14 protein-coding genes and 1 pseudogene are annotated in these 16,822 nt (G+C 71.2%); 7 read left to right on the top strand and 8 right to left on the bottom strand.

The annotated features are described in order from the left end of the window. Positions 1-287 (top strand): annotated as a pseudogene (locus B118_RS32160) (hypothetical protein); the annotation flags it as partial. A gap of 116 nt (positions 288-403) precedes the next feature. On the opposite strand, the gene B118_RS0116915 reads toward B118_RS32160, so the two are convergent. Together B118_RS0116915 and B118_RS0116920 are read right to left on the bottom strand one after the other, a co-directional pair. Further along, complete coding sequence (locus B118_RS0116915) at positions 404-595, bottom strand: DUF397 domain-containing protein (RefSeq protein WP_018744547.1); 192 nt, start codon at positions 593-595, stop codon at positions 404-406. Beyond that, positions 586-1,353 carry a DUF5753 domain-containing protein gene (locus B118_RS0116920; RefSeq protein WP_027646134.1) on the bottom strand — a complete coding sequence of 256 codons (768 nt, stop codon included), beginning with the start codon at positions 1,351-1,353 and terminating at the stop codon, positions 586-588. The genes B118_RS0116915 and B118_RS0116920 overlap by 10 nt, the downstream gene beginning before the upstream one ends. A 180-nt stretch (positions 1,354-1,533) precedes the next feature. Here B118_RS0116920 and B118_RS0116925 point away from each other — a divergent pair, with 180 nt between their 5' ends. The 3 genes from B118_RS0116925 to B118_RS0116935 are packed head-to-tail and all read left to right on the top strand — an operon-like array spanning position 1,534 to position 2,305. Beyond that, positions 1,534-1,752, top strand: a complete 219-nt coding sequence (locus tag B118_RS0116925; RefSeq protein WP_028193066.1) for a hypothetical protein — start codon at positions 1,534-1,536, stop codon at positions 1,750-1,752. Continuing rightward, entirely contained in the window at positions 1,752-2,039 is a 288-nt protein-coding gene (locus B118_RS0116930) for a hypothetical protein (protein WP_018220612.1), read from the top strand. Before B118_RS0116925 ends, B118_RS0116930 begins: the two co-directional genes overlap by 1 nt. Next, positions 2,036-2,305, top strand: coding sequence for a hypothetical protein (locus B118_RS0116935; RefSeq protein WP_028193067.1), 270 nt, complete (start codon positions 2,036-2,038; stop codon positions 2,303-2,305). The genes B118_RS0116930 and B118_RS0116935 overlap by 4 nt, the downstream gene beginning before the upstream one ends. A 46-nt stretch (positions 2,306-2,351) precedes the next feature. Here the strand turns inward: B118_RS0116935 and B118_RS0116940 are convergent, their stop codons facing one another. Then, positions 2,352-3,854: a glycerophosphodiester phosphodiesterase family protein gene (locus B118_RS0116940; protein WP_238323963.1), complete on the bottom strand. Its 1,503-nt coding sequence runs from the start codon at positions 3,852-3,854 to the stop codon at positions 2,352-2,354. 221 nt (positions 3,855-4,075) lie between these two features. On the opposite strand from B118_RS0116940, the gene B118_RS0116945 reads away from it, so the two are divergent. Both B118_RS0116945 and leuE read left to right on the top strand, forming a co-directional pair. Next, complete coding sequence (locus B118_RS0116945; protein WP_028193069.1) at positions 4,076-5,515, top strand: MFS transporter; 1,440 nt, start codon at positions 4,076-4,078, stop codon at positions 5,513-5,515. Between the two features lie 90 nt (positions 5,516-5,605). Continuing rightward, positions 5,606-6,268 carry a leucine efflux protein LeuE gene (gene leuE / locus B118_RS0116950; protein WP_018220616.1) on the top strand — a complete coding sequence of 221 codons (663 nt, stop codon included), beginning with the start codon at positions 5,606-5,608 and terminating at the stop codon, positions 6,266-6,268. 44 nt (positions 6,269-6,312) lie between these two features. Here leuE and B118_RS0116955 read toward each other — a convergent pair whose 3' ends face one another. The 5 genes from B118_RS0116955 to B118_RS0116975 form a co-directional block, all read right to left on the bottom strand. Continuing rightward, positions 6,313-7,242, bottom strand: a complete 930-nt coding sequence (locus B118_RS0116955) for a sporulation protein (RefSeq protein WP_018828060.1) — start codon at positions 7,240-7,242, stop codon at positions 6,313-6,315. Positions 7,243-7,265: 23 nt separating this feature from the next. Then, positions 7,266-8,330 (bottom strand): hemolysin family protein, encoded by a 1,065-nt coding sequence (locus tag B118_RS0116960; RefSeq protein WP_018220618.1) that lies wholly within the window; start codon positions 8,328-8,330, stop codon positions 7,266-7,268. Continuing rightward, a complete protein-coding gene (locus tag B118_RS0116965; protein WP_018220619.1) occupies positions 8,327-9,685 on the bottom strand; it encodes a hemolysin family protein in 1,359 nt (452 codons plus the stop codon). The genes B118_RS0116960 and B118_RS0116965 overlap by 4 nt, the downstream gene beginning before the upstream one ends. Before the next feature lie 178 nt (positions 9,686-9,863). Beyond that, entirely contained in the window at positions 9,864-11,420 is a 1,557-nt protein-coding gene (locus B118_RS0116970) for a M20/M25/M40 family metallo-hydrolase (protein ID WP_026185319.1), read from the bottom strand. Positions 11,421-11,566: 146 nt separating this feature from the next. After that, complete coding sequence (locus tag B118_RS0116975) at positions 11,567-11,959, bottom strand: hypothetical protein (RefSeq protein ID WP_018220621.1); 393 nt, start codon at positions 11,957-11,959, stop codon at positions 11,567-11,569. A 174-nt stretch (positions 11,960-12,133) separates the two neighbouring features. Here B118_RS0116975 and B118_RS0116980 point away from each other — a divergent pair, with 174 nt between their 5' ends. Then, a complete protein-coding gene (locus B118_RS0116980; RefSeq protein WP_028193070.1) occupies positions 12,134-16,774 on the top strand; it encodes an ATP-dependent helicase in 4,641 nt (1,546 codons plus the stop codon). Positions 16,775-16,822 lie beyond the last annotated feature (48 nt).

Consider the following 16,822-nt stretch of genomic DNA (forward strand, 5'->3'; position numbering starts at 1 on the left):
AACCCGACGGCACCCTCTGGCTCTACTCCAACAACATCGTCCGCGACAACGGCGTCCCCTACAGCTACGCCTCCTCCCGACAGATCGGCCAGGGCTGGAACGCCTTCGACACCATCATCGGCGCCGACGTCACCGGCGACGGCTACACCGACCTCGTAGCCCGCAAACCCGACGGCACCCTCTGGCTCTACTCCAACAACATCGTCCGCGACAACGGCGTCCCCTACAGCTACGCCTCCTCCCGACAGATCGGCCAAAGCTGGGACGCCTTCGACACCATCATCTAGCCGCACCTGACGGTGCCCGGCCTCGGCCGGAAGCGCACTGAACCCCCAACCGGGCAATGGCCGGGTTGGGGGTTCAGTGTTTCCGAAATGGTCGGGGGCTGCCCCGCTGGGTGGGGTCAGGGCTGCCCGGGAAGTTGGGCGACGAACGCCCGCCACGCCGCCGGGCCGAAGACCAACGCCGGCCCGGCCGGGTCCTTGGAGTCCCGGACTCCCACGACGCCGGGAAGGTTACCGGCGACCTCGACGCAGTCGCCGCCGTTGTTGCCGCTCTTACTGCTCTTGCGCCACCGCGCGCCGATCAGGTCCATGAACTCGCCGCTTCCCTGAGCAGGTCTCGGGACTGCGCCCGGGAGAGAGCCTCCCCCCGGATGCGTTCCCACCGTCGACTCAGCGTAGCAATATCCGTGACGCCATCGACCAGTTGCGCCTTCGCCTGGCTGTCCACATGGGCCACCACTGCGCCCTTCTCCAACTCGGCGAGGGTGAACGGACCGCCGAGACCAGGGTGCATACCCGCCGAGAGCGGCACGACATGGATCGACACGTTCGGTAACTCCGCGGAGGCCGCCAACTGCTCGCACTGCTCCCGCATCAACCCCCGGTCGCCGTAGGCGGACCGGCGAAGGATCAGCTCGTCCAGCACCGCGATGAACATCGGCGCCCGGTCCCGACGCAGGATCGCCTGCCGCTTGATCCGCACGTCGACCAGTTCCTCAACCGTCTCGGGGCTGAGCGCCTCACCGGCGAGGGTCGCCCGCGCGTACGCCGCGGTCTGCAGCAGGCCCGGCACCCACGCAAGTTGAAACGCGCGGAGTGACACCGCCTCGCGTTCAATGTCGGCCCACGGGCGGAACCACGCCGGCTCGCGGCGTCGCACCGCATCCGGCCACAGGTCCTCCACCTCCCGCTTGAGGATCGCGGCCACCTTCGCACGGTGCCGGGTCTGGGGAATCCGTCCACGGCTCGCCCACTTCGCGGCCGTCTTCGGATCCACCCCGATCTGAGCTGCGAGGCTTTCGGCGGTCTCGCCCGCCTCCGTCATCGCCGCGATGACTGCGTGGTTCATGCTCCAACCTCCCTCAAACGTTCCAGACGTCCCAAAAACCTAGTACTACGCGGTGTGTTCGCCCCACAACTGTCGGAAAACTGCCCGTAGACGGCGTGAACCGGTGGCGGGCCCGACCCGCCGGAGGCGCTGCCGGACCGCAACCACCAACCAGCAACCACCACAGCCGGGAGGCGAGCCGTGCCAACAACCACCACCGCGCCACCACCACTACCGCGACGGAGGCGCCGCGCCGCGCTCGCCGACGCGATCAGCCCCGACCACGCGGCGACTCTCCCCGACGGGGAGCTGGAACGGCTGCTCTCCGGTGGGCGGGTGGTTGGCCGGGCCCGCGTCGTCCACACCGCCCCCGGTGCCGACCTCCTCGCCGCGGTGCTCGCGGGGCTACGGAGACTGTGATGGCCGATGACAACCCGACCACCGACCAGCCCACGCACCGCGACCTGCCGGCGCACCTTGACCAGCCGGCGAGCCTCGACCGGCCCGCACGCCCCGACCAGCCGACGCGCGCTGGCCGACGCGCGTACCGTGACCCGCACGGGTCGCCGCCGCTGCCCGACGGCGACCGGGTGCGGCCGAGCACGCCGAGCACTCCCCCGCCGTCCGCCACCACCCGGCACCAGCTGATCGCGGCGCTCATCCTGGTGATCGTCGTGGCCGCCATCGCACTCCGGGTGCTGCGATGACGACCAGCCCGAGGCCCCCACGTCCGGGTGACCCGGCCGCTAACCGGCCACACCTACCGATGCGCCCACTGTGGGGGTGCGGCAGCTGCCAGGCGGAGTGGCCCTGCCCGGCAGCCCGACACGCCCTCCTGGCCGAATACCACACCGACCGCACCGCGCTGCGGGTCTACCTGGGTGCCCTCATGTCGGAAGCGGCCGAACAGCTAGCCCAGGTCCAGACCCACACGGCATCCGACCTGTACCGCCGGTTCCTGCTGTGGGTATAGCGACCCGGCGGCGGTACGCCGAAGGCGAGCTGCGGCAGTCAGCGGCTCAGTGCTTGACGCGGTCGAACTGGAAGTAGTCGATGTTGAAGTTCTGGTGGGCGTCCTCGTGCATCCGCACCTCGAACTCGTGCGCACCCCGACGCAGGTACTGGGTCCCCTCGATCTCCTGCAACTCGAAGGCATCGTGCGAGGTCGTGCCGACCACGTCCACCGGACCGGTCGTCGGCTGATCGTCGAAGGTTATCGAGAACCGCCCCGCCGGGAAGTACGGCGACGACATCCGGGCGCTCACCCGGTAGTTGCCGGACTTCGGCACCTCGACGGTGTACGTGACCCACTCACCACCGCGGATCCAACACATCACGATCGCGGCATTGTTGTCGCAGATGTCCACGCCCTCGTACTGGCGGCCCGCGGTGCCACCCCGGTTCTCGTCCTCCAGGTCGTGGTACCCGATCCCCCTACCCGCCGGCGAGTAGTCCTCGGCCTGCACCCGCACCGACCCTTTCGGCAACGACGGCCACTCCCCCCGACCACCGTGCTCCCGGTCCCGACTCGCCAACCAGCTCACCAACTGCTCCGGGTTGTCAGTCTGAATCATGTCCGCCTGGTGCCGATCCACCACCGCACCCCACCCCTGCGCCGGATCCCGCAACGACGACTCGTCGGTGTAGCCGGCGGCGAGGCCGTACCACAGGGTGTTGACCCAGACCCGGGCCCGCTCGCGGAGCGCCGCCACCACCGCCGGCTGGATCTGCGGCTCGGTGAGCCGGTCGAAGACCAGCTCGTACGCCTCCGGCTGGTGGTCGGTGAACCCGTCGAGGTCGGCGGCGTTCTCCTCCTTCACGACATGGACGTAGAGGATTTCCGGGTCGGTGGCGAGGAACTGCTCAACCTCCGCGACCGGCGCCGAACTCTTGAACAGAACGTGGTCCAGGGTGCCGCTGTCGACCAGGACGTCGTACGCCTCGTCCCGGATGTCCCACGCCTTGTCCAGGTTGACCATGGCCCGGCCCCGCACCGTCGCCATCGCCTCGGCCAACGTCGGCACCCGCTGATCGGTCAACGGCGCCTGATCGCCACCCAGGCCCACCCTCAACCGCAGCCGCCTCACCTCGGCCAGCGTCAACTCCGACACCGCACCCGTACCATTCGTCGTCCGGTCCACCGTGCTGTCATGCATCAACACCAGATGACCGTCAGCCGTACGCCGGACATCGATCTCCACCACGTGCGCGCCCGCACGAACCGCGGACCTGATCGCCTTCAGGGAGTTCTCCGGTGCGGCACGCCAGTGCCCACGGTGCGCCACCACCAGTACCCCAACACCCGGACCGGGCTGCAGGAACTGCTTTCGTACCTGCGCAACGGTGTGGGTGGGCGCCGACTCGACAGTCTGGGCGAGCGCCGACCCCGCAATCGGCGTGGTCCCGGCCGTGGCCCTGGCCCCCGCCACCGTCGGAGCCACACCGACCACCACACCCGCCGTCACCACGGCCAGCGCCCCACCCCACCATTTCCTACGCACGAGCAACTCCCGGGTAGACATCCGAGTGATCAGCGGTTCGCACCGAAGCCAGCGCAAACCACCGTCATCCTGCCGGTTTCCCCCCACGAAACGCGGCCCCCAGCGGGTAACAACACGACAAACAGGTGCTGACATGTCGATGCCAGACGTTCAAGATCTTTAGCTACATCCCCGGCTTTCGGTGATATCCCGCATTACCTTCGATTAGCACGAAGCGGTCATTTCACGATCAGGCGGGGTGGATGTCACGGTCGGACGCCCCGGGCGGAGCCGGGAACACCCAACGGTGGCGGATCATCGCCATCGCGGCAGCCGTCTCCTTCCTGAGCTTCTTCGACCTGAGCGTCATCAACGTGATGCTGCCCTCGATCGAACGCACGCTCGACGCCGGCAACGGTGCTGTCCAGTGGGTCGTCTCGGGCTACTCGCTGATGTTCGCGCTCGCACTCGTCCCCGCCGGACGACTCGGTGACGCCAGAGGGCGGCGCCACGCGCTCATCCTCGGCCTCGCGTTGTTCACCGGCGCCAGCGCAGTTGCCGGAACGGCCGGTTCCGGCACCGCACTGGTCGTCGCCCGACTCGCGCAGGGCGCCGCGGCCGGTGTCCTCGTCCCCCAGCTCACGGCCCTGGTCGAGGAGTTGTTCCGCCCCGAGCGGCGAGGCCGACCCTTCGGGCTTCTCGGAGCCACGACCAGCATCGCCACCGCGATCGGACCGGTGATCGGCGGGCTGATCATCGCTCTCGGTGGGGTGGAGAACGGCTGGCGGCTGGTCTTTCTCGGCAACATCCCGATCGGCGTCGTCGCGACGGTGCTCGTCTGGCGGCTGTTCCCGGCGAAGCCGCTGGGCGGCCCGAAGGATCACCGACCCGACCTGATCGGCACGCTGCTGTTGGGCACCGGACTCATGCTGGTGATCCTGCCCGCGCTACAGCGGGAGCAGTGGCCGGGGCTGCTGCCGTGGCTGTTGCTGCCGGCCGGGATCGGCGTCCTCTTCGCCTTCCGATCCTGGGAGACCTCCACTGCCCGGCGACATCCGCCGGTCTTCGACTTTCACCTACTCACCCATCGGACGTACCGCCTGGGGCTGCTGCTCGGCTTCTTCTACTACGCCGGTTTCACCTCGCTGCCGCTGATCTTCAGCCTGCACCTGCAGTACGGTCTCCACCGCAGTCCGTTGCACACCGGGCTCACGATCGCGCCATTCGCGGTGGGTTCCGCGCTGGGCGCGCTGCTCGGCGGCCGGCACGTCGAACGACTCGGTCGCCGGCTGATCGCCGTCGGGCTACTCACCGTCCTGGCGAGCCTCGCCCTGATGATCGCCCTCACCAGCGTCACCGGGACGACGTTCTCGGTCCTGAACTCGTTCCCGCTGCTCCTCGCCGGAGTCGGGAGCGGCCTCGTGATCACACCGAACAACACCCTGACTCTTGCGCAGGTGCCCGTGCGGAACGCCGGCAGCGCCGCCGGCATGTACCGGACCATGCGGCAGGCCGGCGCCGCGATCGGGCTGGCGGTGATCAGCGCAACCCTGCTCGGCTCGGTCACCGCCAACAACGGAGACTGGTCAACCGCCCTTCGCCACGCACTCGGTGTCGAGTTCGGCATTGTCACCGCCGCGCTGCTCACCGTCATCGCCGGCATCGTCGGTGACCACCGGCGTCCACTCGACTCGGCAGCCTGACCGTTCGCACAGCCCGTGCCGGGCCCTCGGTGGCCAACGACACAGACCGGCGCCGGGGAAAGGACTCGCCCCGGTGGTGTCGACACCGGCATGATGTCCGGCGTGCTGGGGATCACCGACATCTGGACGTACGTGCTGGGCACCGTGGCGATCATCATGCTGCCCGGGCCCAACTCGCTCTTCGTGCTCTCCACCGCCGCCCGCCGTGGCGTGGCCGCCGGCTACCGCGCGGCCAGCGCGGTGTTCGTGGGCGATGGAGTCCTGATGATCCTCTCGGCCGCCGGGGTGGCGTCCCTGCTCCAGGCGTACCCGCCGCTCTTCCTGGTGATCAAATATGCCGGCGCCGCCTACCTGGGCTACCTGGGTCTGGGGATGCTGCGCGGCGCCTGGCAGCGCTGGCGGACCCGCCACGACCCGGCCGCACCGCGACTTCTCGACGCCGACGACCCCACCCCAGCACGCAGCCCGTTCCGCCGAGCTCTGGTGATCAGCCTGCTCAACCCGAAGGCGATCCTCTTCTTCGTCTCGTTCTTCATCCAGTTCGTTGACCCGCACTACCCCTGGCCGGCGCTGTCGTTCCTGCTGCTCGGGTCGATCGCGCAGCTCATCAGCGCGCTCTTCCTGACCATACTGATCTTCGCGGGCACCTTCCTGGCCGCCCAGTTCCACCAACGCCGCCGCCTGGCCGCGGGCGGGACGACCACGATTGGTGCGCTCTTCCTCGGCTTCAGTCTGAAACTCGCCACCGGCTGACCCGCCCCGGGTCACCTGCCACCGCCAGCGGCCGACAGCCCCGGTCACGTGCCATCGCCACCGCCACCGCCACCGCCGACGCCCGGGCCCCCGGCCGTGCCGCCCAGCCCGATTCCCGGCGGCAGTGGCGCGTCCGGAGGTCGGCTCACATGGGCGGACTCGTTGATCGGGGCCGACCAGTCGGCGTGCGCCGCCATCGCCGCGTGCCGGTTGATCGCACCCCGCAGCCACCCGTCCACGGTCGCCACCCAGTCCTGCCGCTCGGCGCCGTCATGCCAGATCCGAAACCGACTGATGCTCTGGTGGGTGATCCCGGCCAGCGCCAGTCGACGATCACACCAGAGGAGCACTTCGAGACCGGCAGAGTTGGCAATGAAGATCACCTCCAGCTCGGTGATCGGCCCGGAGTACAACGGCGCGACCCAGTAGCCCAGCCGTTGGTGCAGCGCTAGCTGCTGCTCGACCCCGGGCAGCCGGGCGGCGACCGAGCCGGCCTGCCGCAGCCTGAACCCCAGCATCTCCAGGGTGGTGAGAATGTGCGCCTGGGCGATCAGCGGGTGCACGAAGAGCGGCACCATCGCACCCTGATCCAGCCCGGGCTCGATCGCCACCTCGGTACGCAGCCCCATCCGCAGGCTGAGCAGCGGCGCTCCACCGACCACCGTCACCGGGGTCTCCCACGGCATCGGGAACGAGAACGGAATACTGCGGGCCCGCCCGGCACGCAGGATGAACCCGGTGGCGATCTCCGCCTGATGGAACTGCACCAGCCGCCGGGGGGCCTCCGGGTCGTCCGGCTCGGCCGACGTGACCAGGCCGAGCCGGACATGCAGCACCGGAACGTCAACCGGGCCGGCGCTGACAGTCACCCGCCCGGGCAACAGCAGGCCCGGGCGGGTGCTCGGGTTGGCCAGCGCGGTCCGGACGGTCAGTCCCGTCCGACCGGACTCCGGCGACACCCCCGTCAACCGCACCGGCCCCGGTTACCCAGACCAGATCAGCGCAACCGCCGTCCCCGCGGAACCGGGTCCGTCTCGTCGTCGAACTCGCCGATGACCTCCTCCAGCAGGTCCTCCAGCGCGACAAAACCGACCGGACGGGTCGGCCCCCCACCGTTGCGGACCAACGCCAGCTGGGAACGCCGGGCCCGCATCGCCGCCACCGCCTCGGTCACCGTGGCGGACGAGGGCAGGGTGAACGCGGTCGTCATCAGCTTCTCGGCCGTCGCCGTCGGACGGCTGGCCGCGGCCCGAACCGCCTCCCGTACGTGCACCAGCCCGCACACGTCACCGGCCTCGTCGAGCACCGCCAGGCGGGACCGCCCGCTGTCCCGGCTGACCTGCTCGATCTGGCCCGCGTCCGCGTCCCGTCGCACGGTGACGATCCGGTCGAACGGCTCCATCACCTGCGCCACGGTGGTGCCCTGCAACTGCAGCATGCTGGTCAGCAACTCGTGCTGCTCGGCACCGAGGAGCCCGTGCTCACGGGACTGCTCCAGCAGCAGCCGCAACTCCTCCGGGCCGTGCACCTGGGCGAGCTGATCCTGTGGTTGGACCTTGACCAGCCGCAGGATGCCGTTCGCCAGGGAGTTCAGCGCCGACAGCACCGGCCGGGAGACCCGGGCGAAAGCGCGGAACGGCAGCGCCAGCAACGTCGCCGACCGCTCCGCGTCGGTGATCGCCCACGACTTCGGCGCCATCTCCCCCACCACCAGGTGCAGGAAGGTCACCAGGCTCAGCGCGAAGATCAACGCGATCACGTGGCTCGCCGCGCTGGGCAGGCCCACGGCGTACAGCAGCGGGCTGAGCAGCTGCTCGATCGCCGGTTCGGCCAGCGCACCCAGCCCCAGCGTGCACAGGGTGATGCCGAGCTGCGCACCGGCCAACATCAGCGAGAGCTCGCGTACGCCGTCCAACGCGGCCCGGGCACCCCGGCCACCACCGGCGGCGGCCTGCTCCAGCCGGTAACTCTTACTCGCCACGAGGGCGAACTCGGCGGCGACGAAGAACCCGTTCAACGCCAGCAGGACCACCGAGGCCGTGAGGGCGACACCGACGCTCATGCCTGCACCTCCGGCTGGCCTTCCGACTCCTGCAGGCGCAGCCGGACCGAGTCGGCGACGTGCCGGTCAACCACGAGCACCTCAACCAGCGCCCGGGGGCCGGCTGCCGCCTCATCCCCGTCTGCCGGCAGGGCGACCTCCAGTTGGTCGCCGACCTCTGGTACCCGGCCCAGCTCCCGCATGACCAGCCCGGAGAGCGTGTCGTACTCCGGGGCCACGGGCAGCGAGATGCCGGTGCTGTCGGCGACCTCGTCGATCCGCCAGCGGGCCGGCACCACCCAGGAGCCGTCGCGCTGCCGGGTCGGTATCCGCTCCGGCGGATCATCCTCGTCGCGGATCGGCCCCACCAGTTCCTCGGCGATGTCCTCCAAGGTGATCACGCCGGCGAAGCCGCCGTACTCGTCAACCACACAGGCGAGCTGCCGATGGCTGGAGCGCAGCCGGTCCAGCACCGTCGGCAACGGCAGGGTCTCCGGCACCAGCAGCGGAGGAACGGCCACCGTACCGACCGGGGTGGTGGCTCGGCGCTCCAACGGCACGCCGAGCACGTCGGCGATGCCGGTCACCCCAATCACGTCGTCAACGCCCTCGGCCCCCTGGACGGGGAAGCGGGAACGGCCGGTCTCCAGTAGCTCGACGACGCGGCTGACCGGTTCGTGGGCGCGGACGGTGTGCACGTCGACCCGGGGCACCATGGCCTCCCCGGCGGTGAGCTGCCGGAAGTCCAAGCCGCGGTCCAGCAGGGTGGACATCTCCGCGGTCAGGTGTCCGCCCTCGCGGGACTCGGCGATGATCTGCTCCAGATCCTCCAGCGTCGCCCCGCTGGGCAGCTCCTCGACGGGCTCGACACCCGCCCGGCGGAGCAGCCGGACGGCGGCCCGGTCGAAGAGCTTGATCACTGGGCCGGCGACCTTGAGGTAGATCAGGGTGGAGCCGGCGAGCGCCCGAGCGAGCGCCTCGGGGCGGGCGATCGCGAGGTTCTTGGGCGCCAACTCACCCAGCACCATCTGCACGATGGTGGCGATGAGCAGCGCGAATGCGACGGACAGCGGCCCGCTGACCTGGTCAGACATTCCGGATAGCCCGAGCAGATCTGCCAGGCCGGCGCCGAGGTACGGCTCGGCGACGTAGCCGACCAGCAGTGCGGTGACCGTGATGCCGAGCTGGGCGCCGGAGAGCATGAACGACAGCCGCCCGGTCACCTCCAGGGCCCGGGCCGAGGCCTTGTCGCCTTCGGCGGCACGCTGCTTGAGCTTGCCCCGATCTACGGCGACGTAGCCGAACTCCTGGGCCACGAAGTATCCGGTGGCGGCGGTGAGGACAACGATGAAGAGGAGCCCAACGACGATCAACACGGGAGCTTCAGGGCTCCCGTCGATTTCGGGGCCGGGGATAGCCGGGCATTACCCGGCTCGCTACTGCTGCCCTCCTGGGCAGACGAGTCGATCATGTCGTCCATTTTATCGGGAGTACCTGAAAGTACGCTGGCGGTGCCGGAAGGGTCTCGGCGACCCGGACCCTTCCGGCGCACGGTCAGCTCTGGGTGATCCGCACGTCGTCGACGGCGGCCTCCACCAGGCTCGGGTTGCTGGCATCCGCCACGTCGATCAATATCTGTACCGTTTGGCCGCTTAGCGAGGAGATATCCGCGCTGGCTATCTGCCAGGACCCAGCCCGGTTGCTCGCCGTGCCGGTGACGCTCAACGCCGTCACGGTGCTACTGCCCACCACCCGGACGCGCAGGTAGTCGGCACTGGTGGCGTTGCTGAGATGGGCGAGGTACCAGGAGAAACTGAGGGTCAGCGTGCCGGTCGACGGCAGGCTGACCGCCGGGGACTGGATCGAGGTGACCCCACCGTCGACGTCGTGGCTGCCCGCACTGCTGCCCGCAGCCGCGCCGGTGACCAGGTCGAAGCTACCGCTCACCGTGGTGCCGAGTTGCAGGGTGGTCCCGGAACTGCTGGTGGTGGCGGGGTCGCCGCGTTCCCAGGCCCCGGTTGTGGCGGTGTCGGTGCCGGCCGGGTCCACGACCCAGCCGGTGGCGGTCTCGAAGGTGTCGCTCCAGACCGTGTCACCCGGCGGGGACGTCTGGGCCAACTCCCACACCGTGTACGCGATCGCGTCGGCGTTGCGGTCCAGTGCCGTGTCGTTGATGTTGGCGATGGTGTCGCACGAACGGTGGTAGCAGGAGTCGAAAGCCCGCCCCGCCGTCCCGCCCCAGAGCGCCGCCTGGGCGCTGGACTTGATGCCCTCCGCGCCGGTGAACGTGCCCCCGGCCGGGATGCCGACCGCGATGAACGGCCCGTAGTCGCTGCGGCCGTTGAAGTCGGTGCCCTGGGTCGTCACGCCGATCGAGGTGTAGTACGCCTGGATAATCTGCTCGATCTCGGCGGAGCCCTCGGGCCCGGGGCCGGCACCCACCCCGTCGGAGTCGTCGCCGTCATAGACGAAGTAGCCGGCGTTCGGCGAACCCACCATGTCGAAGTTGAGATACTGCTTGATTCGGTCGCGCTCCGCGCCCGACAGGCTGTTCACGTAGTGACGGGAGCCGCGCAGACCCAACTCCTCCGCGCCCCACCAGGCGAACCGTAGCCGCTTGTCCGGGGTGAAGCCGCTGCTCGGTACGGCCAGTGCCACCTCGAGGATGGCCGCCGAGCCGGACCCGTTGTCGTTGATGCCCGGTCCACTGGTGACGCCGTCCAGGTGCGCTCCGGTCAGGACCACGGCGTCCGGGTCACCCGCCGGCCACTCGGCGAGCAGGTTGTAGCCGGTCGCACCGGCGTAGGTGAACGACTGCACGGTGGTGGTGTAGCCGACCGCGTCGAGCTGCGACCGCAGGTAGTTCACCGAGGCCAGGTAGCCGGGTCGACCGTGCGCCCGGTTTCCGCCGTTGGCGTTGGCGATCGACTGGAGCTGGTTCAGGTGGGCCTTCACGTTGGCCAGCGGGATGTCCGGGGCGTCGACGGCAGCCGAGGACGGCGCGAGGTGGGGGCGCACCGGCGCAGCGGCGGCCGCGGTGGCGGTCAGCGCCGTCGCGGCCACGACGGCCAGCACCGCCGGCCAGACGGGTCGAGGGGTACGGGGTCTCATGGGTCCTCCGGGTCGGGGCGGGCCGTACCGGTGGGCACGACCACACATCCGGGATTGCATTGACAGCTTTCGCTATCCCAGCGTGCCCTGACACTCCCCGTACGGCAAGACGTGAACCGACCTGAAGGCAACCAGCGGGGTGGCGGTCAGCGCGGCGGACCCCCGGGACGACAGTCCCAACGAGCCTCGACCAGCAGGTCAGGACGCCCGAGGTCGAGCACGACGCGGTTGACGACCCGCTGAGCGGCGGTCAGCGAGCGCACCGAGAGCAACCGCCCCCGACTCTCCCGGCGCAGGACGAAGTAGTGCACGGCCGCGCGCACTCGACCCCGGTCCGCGGCGCTGGCCCGGGCCGTGGAGACAACCAGCTCGCGCAGGACCTGGGCGAGCCGCTCGGCGAGTTCCAACTCGGGCTCGGCCAGGCCGGCGCGGACGGCGGCGAGATGACCGTCGACCTTCCGGATCAGCACATCGGTGCCAGCCCGGGCCGCCCGCTTACCCGCCGTCGACACCACCGCAGGCGCCTTCTCGACCGCCATCCGCCCTCCACTCGCACTACATCGCGAGGAAGTTACTTTATGTTGTGGGTTACAATCAAGCAGTTAACTAAGACTTAAGCAATGCATAGTTACATTCGATGCTTTTAGCGTCTAGCCGGACAGAACGCCACAGCTTCTCGGATACGTGTCGGACCGTGGGGGCACGATGGGGACGTGGCGAACCAGGCGGGCGGCAGGTCGACGAGCGGCGAGGCCAGCGACGCGACCACAGCGCCCCACATGACCGACAACACCGCGCTCGACGCGTTCGGCCCGGCCACCCGGGACTGGTTCGCCGCGGCGTTCGCCGCACCGACCAGGGCCCAGGCGGGAGCGTGGCGCTCCATCGGTGCCGGCCGTAACGCACTGGTCGTGGCCCCCACCGGCTCCGGCAAGACCCTGGCCGCCTTCCTCTGGTCGCTGGACCGGCTGGCCCGCGAGCCCGCCCCGGCACAGCCCCGGCAGCGCTGCCGGGTGCTCTACGTCAGCCCACTCAAGGCGCTCGCGTTCGACGTCGAACGCAACCTGCGGACCCCGCTCACCGGTATCCGGCAGGCCGCCGCCCGGCTGGGGCTGACCCCGCCCGAGATCACCGTCGGCATGCGCACCGGCGACACCCCCGCCGACGAACGCCGCGCCTTCGCCCGGACCCCGCCGGATGTCCTCATCACCACCCCGGAATCGCTGTTCCTCCTGCTCACCTCCGCCGCCCGCGACTCGCTCCGGGGCGTGCAGACGGTCATCGTCGACGAGGTGCACGCGGTGGCCGGCACCAAGCGCGGTGCCCACCTCGCGCTGTCGCTGGAACGGCTCGACGACCTGCTACCCACCGCGGCCCAACGCATCGGCCTCTCCGCCACCGTCCGGCCGGTTGACGCCTGCGCCCGTTTCCTCGGCGGAGCCCGACCAGTTGACGTGGTCGCCCCGCCCACCGCCAAGACCATCGACGTCGGCGTCCAGGTCCCGGTCGCCGACATGACCCTCCTCGACGAGCCGGAGCAGCCCGGGCCCGACCTCGACCGCCCCCGCCGCGCGTCGATCTGGCCGGCGGTGGAGGAGCGGGTCTACGCCCTCGTCCGGGCGCACCGCTCCACCATCGTCTTCACCAACTCCCGCCGCTCCGCCGAGCGACTCTGCGCCCGGCTCAACGAACTGGCCGCCGAGGAGCTCACCGGAGCGGCCGGCAGCACGGCCGGCACCGAGGCACCGGGAGGACCGGCCAGCGCCGCCCGACCGCCGGCCCAGCTGATGGCGCAGGCCGGGTCGGGGACCGGAGCGCCACCGGTGATCGCCCGCGCCCACCACGGCAGCGTCTCCCGATCCGAACGCGAACACATCGAGGAAGCCCTCAAGTCCGGGCAGCTCCCGGCGGTGGTCGCCACCTCCAGCCTGGAACTGGGCATCGACATGGGCGCGGTCGACCTGGTCGTGCAGATCGAGGCGCCGCCGAGCGTCGCCGCCGGGCTCCAGCGAGTCGGCCGCGCCGGGCACCAGGTCGGCGCCGTCTCCCGGGGCGTGGTGTTCCCCAAGCACCGCGGAGACCTGCTCGCCTGCGCGGTGGTGGCCGAGCGGATGGCCGAAGGCGCGATCGAGGAGCTGCACCACCCGCGCAACCCCCTCGACGTGCTGGCCCAGCAGATCGTGGCGATGGTGTCACTCGACCCGTGGCAGGTCAGCGACCTGGCTGACCTGGTCCGCCGTTCCGCGCCCTTCGCGGAACTACCCGACTCGGCGCTGCACGCGGTGCTCGACATGCTCTCCGGCCGCTACCCGTCGACCGCCTTCGCCGAGCTGCGGCCCCGCCTGGTCTGGGACCGCGCCACCGACCTGCTGACCGGCCGGCCCGGTGCCCAGCGGCTCGCGGTGACCAGCGGCGGCACCATCCCCGACCGGGGTCTGTTCGGCGTCTTCCTGGCCGGGGCGGAGCGGGCCGCGCGCGTCGGCGAACTGGATGAGGAGATGGTCTACGAATCGCGGGTCGGCGATGTCTTCCTCCTCGGCTCCTCATCCTGGCGGATCGAGGACATCACCCCGGACCGGGTGCTGGTAACCCCCGCCCCGGGCCAGGCAGCCAAGATGCCCTTCTGGAAGGGCGACCAGCCAGGCCGCCCGGTGGAGCTGGGCCGGGCAATCGGCGCCCGCCTCCGCACCCTGCTGCGGACCGACGACGACACCGCCGTAGCCGCGCTGCGCGCCGGGGGTCTCGACGAGTGGGCAGCCGGAAACCTGCTGGCGTACCTGCGGGAGCAGCAGGCGGCCACCCGTAGCCTGCCGGACGACCGGACCGTGGTGGTCGAGCGCTTCCGCGACGAGCTGGGTGACTGGCGGCTCGCCGTGCACAGTGTCCTCGGCGCCCAGGTCAACGCCGCGTGGGCGCTGGCCATCGGCCGCCGGCTCAGCGAGCGGTACGGGGTGGACGCCCAGGTGCTCCCCGCCGACGACGGGATCGTCGTCCGCCTGCCCGACACCGCCGCGGAGCCGCCGGGCGCGGAGATGGTCGTCTTCGAGCCCGACGAGATCACCCAGCTGGTCGAGGAGTCGGTGGGCACGTCCGCGTTGTTCGCCGCCCGGTTCCGCGAGTGCGCCGCCCGGTCGCTGCTGCTGCCCCGCCGGGATCCGCGCCGCCGGCAGCCCCTCTGGCAGCAACGGCAGCGCGCCGCCCAACTCCTCGACGTCGCCCGGGAGTACGCGGACTTCCCGGTCACCCTCGAAGCGGCTCGGGAATGTCTCCAGGACGTCTTCGACCAGCCCGCGCTCGCCGCGCTGATGCGTGACCTGGCCGCCCGCAGCGTACGCCTGGTCGAGGTGGAGACGGCGCAGCCGTCGCCGTTCGCGCGGTCGCTGCTCTTCGGCTACGTCGGGACGTTCCTCTACGAGGGGGACGCGCCCCTCGCCGAGCGGCGGGCCGCCGCCCTCACCCTGGACTCAGCCCTGCTCGGCGAGCTGCTCGGCCGGGTCGACCTGCGGGAGCTACTCGACCCGGCGGTACTCGCCGAAACCGAACGCCAGCTGCGCTGGCGCACCGAACAGCGCCGCCCCCGCGACGCCGAGGATGTGGTCGAGCTACTGCGGATGGTCGGCGACCTGAGCAGCGCCGAACTGGCCGAGCGCGGGACGCCGGCGCAGTGGTTGACCGAGCTGGTCGCCGCCCGCCGGGTGCTGCGGGTCCGCATCGCCGGCGAGGAGCGCTGGGTGGGAATCGAGGACGCCGGCCGGCTACGGGACGCGCTGGGTGTCGCGCTTCCGGTCGGCGTGGCCGAGGCGTACCTGGCCCCGGTGGCCGACCCGCTCGGTGACCTCATCGCCCGCTACGCCCGCACCCACGGGCCGTTCACCGCCGCCACCTGCGCCGCCCGGTTCGGGCTCGGAGTGGCCGTGGTCGAGGGGACGCTGCGCCGGCTCGCCGCCGCCGGTCGGGTGCTCGCCGGTGAGTTCGCCCCCGACACGGTCGGCACCCAGTGGTGCGACGCCGAGGTGCTGCGCATGCTGCGCCGCCGCTCCCTGGCGGCGCTGCGCCGGGAGATCGAGCCGGTGCCGCCCCGAGCACTGGCCACCTTTCTGCCCCGCTGGCAACAGGTCGGTGCGGCCGGGCGAGGGGTGCCGGCGGTCGCCGCGGCCCTGGAGCAGGTACAGGGGCTGGCCCTGCCCGGGTCCGCCCTGGAGCGACTGGTGCTGCCGGCCCGGATCGCCGACTACTCCCCCGCCCAGCTCGACGAGCTGTGTACCAGCGGCGAGGTGGTGTGGGCCGGTTCCGGGGCGATCTCCGGCGGGGACGGTTGGGTCGTGCTCGCGTACGCGGACACCGCCCCGCTGCTGCTTCCCCCGCCGGACGCGGCACTGACCCGTACCCCGCTGCACGACGCGGTGCTCGACGCCCTCGACGATGGGCAGGCGCTGTTCTTCCGTGCCCTGTCCGACCGGCTCGGGGCCACCGACGACACCGCCCTCGCCGCCGTCGTCTGGGACCTGGTGTGGGCCGGTCACCTGACCAACGACACTCTCGCCCCGCTGCGGGCCCTGCTGGCCGGTCGCGGGGCACACCGGTCCCGCCCGGCCACCCCCCGTACCCGCTACCGGCGACCCGGCCGCGTCGCCCTGCCGTCACGCAGCGGCCCACCCACCGTCGCCGGCCGCTGGTCGCGCCTGCCCGAACGGGACACCGACCCGACCCGCCGCGCCGCGGCCCTCGCCGACGTACTGCTGGAACGGCACGGCGTGGTGACGCGGGGCGCGGTCGCGGCGGAGCAGGTGCCCGGCGGGTACGCCGCCGTCTACCCGGTGCTGTCCGCGCTGGAGGAACGGGGCGCCACCCGGCGCGGCTACTTCGTGGAGGGGCTGGGGGCCGCGCAGTTCGCCGTACCCGGGGCGGTTGACCGACTGCGCGCGCTGGCCGACCCGGCCGACGGTGGGCGGGTCCGTGCCGGCCTGGCTCTGGTCCTCGCCGCGACCGACCCCGCCAACCCGTACGGCGCGGCGTTGCCCTGGCCGGAACGGGTGGTCGACTCCGGGGACGGCGGTGCCACCCCGACCGGGCACCGGGCCGGCCGCAAGGCCGGCGCCCTGGTGGTGCTGGTCTCCGGTGACCTGGTCCTCTACGTCGAGCGGGGCGGTCGGACGCTGCTCTCCTTCGCCGACGACAGCGACCTGCTGGCGACCGCCGGTAAGGCGCTCGCCGACGCCGTACAGGGGGGAGCCCTCGGGACGATCTCCGTCGAACGGGCCGACGGCGAGGCGGTGCGCTCGTCACCGCTGCACGACGCGTTGACCGCCGCGGGGTTCCAGCCCACCCCCCGCGGACTCCGCCTCCGGGCCTGATCGGTCCGCCGGTTTCGGGCCGCCCCGGGCTATCCGCCGGGTGCCCGG

Source organism: Salinispora pacifica CNR114 (assembly GCF_000514775.1).
Taxonomy (GTDB): domain Bacteria; phylum Actinomycetota; class Actinomycetes; order Mycobacteriales; family Micromonosporaceae; genus Micromonospora; species Micromonospora pacifica.

Bases quoted from the DNA above. Each gene is read 5' to 3' on its own strand.
- B118_RS0116915 (WP_018744547.1), bottom strand. From the start codon at position 595: ATGGACCTGATCGGCGCGCGGTGGCGCAAGAGCAGTAAGAGCGGCAAC.
- B118_RS0116920 (WP_027646134.1), bottom strand. From the start codon at position 1,353: ATGAACCACGCAGTCATCGCGGCGATGACGGAGGCGGGCGAGACCGCC.
- B118_RS0116930 (WP_018220612.1), top strand. From the start codon at position 1,752: ATGGCCGATGACAACCCGACCACCGACCAGCCCACGCACCGCGACCTG.
- B118_RS0116935 (WP_028193067.1), top strand. From the start codon at position 2,036: ATGACGACCAGCCCGAGGCCCCCACGTCCGGGTGACCCGGCCGCTAAC.
- B118_RS0116940 (WP_238323963.1), bottom strand. From the start codon at position 3,854: ATGTCTACCCGGGAGTTGCTCGTGCGTAGGAAATGGTGGGGTGGGGCG.
- B118_RS0116945 (WP_028193069.1), top strand. From the start codon at position 4,076: ATGTCACGGTCGGACGCCCCGGGCGGAGCCGGGAACACCCAACGGTGG.
- leuE (WP_018220616.1), top strand. From the start codon at position 5,606: ATGATGTCCGGCGTGCTGGGGATCACCGACATCTGGACGTACGTGCTG.
- B118_RS0116960 (WP_018220618.1), bottom strand. From the start codon at position 8,330: ATGAGCGTCGGTGTCGCCCTCACGGCCTCGGTGGTCCTGCTGGCGTTG.
- B118_RS0116970 (WP_026185319.1), bottom strand. From the start codon at position 11,420: ATGAGACCCCGTACCCCTCGACCCGTCTGGCCGGCGGTGCTGGCCGTC.
- B118_RS0116975 (WP_018220621.1), bottom strand. From the start codon at position 11,959: ATGGCGGTCGAGAAGGCGCCTGCGGTGGTGTCGACGGCGGGTAAGCGG.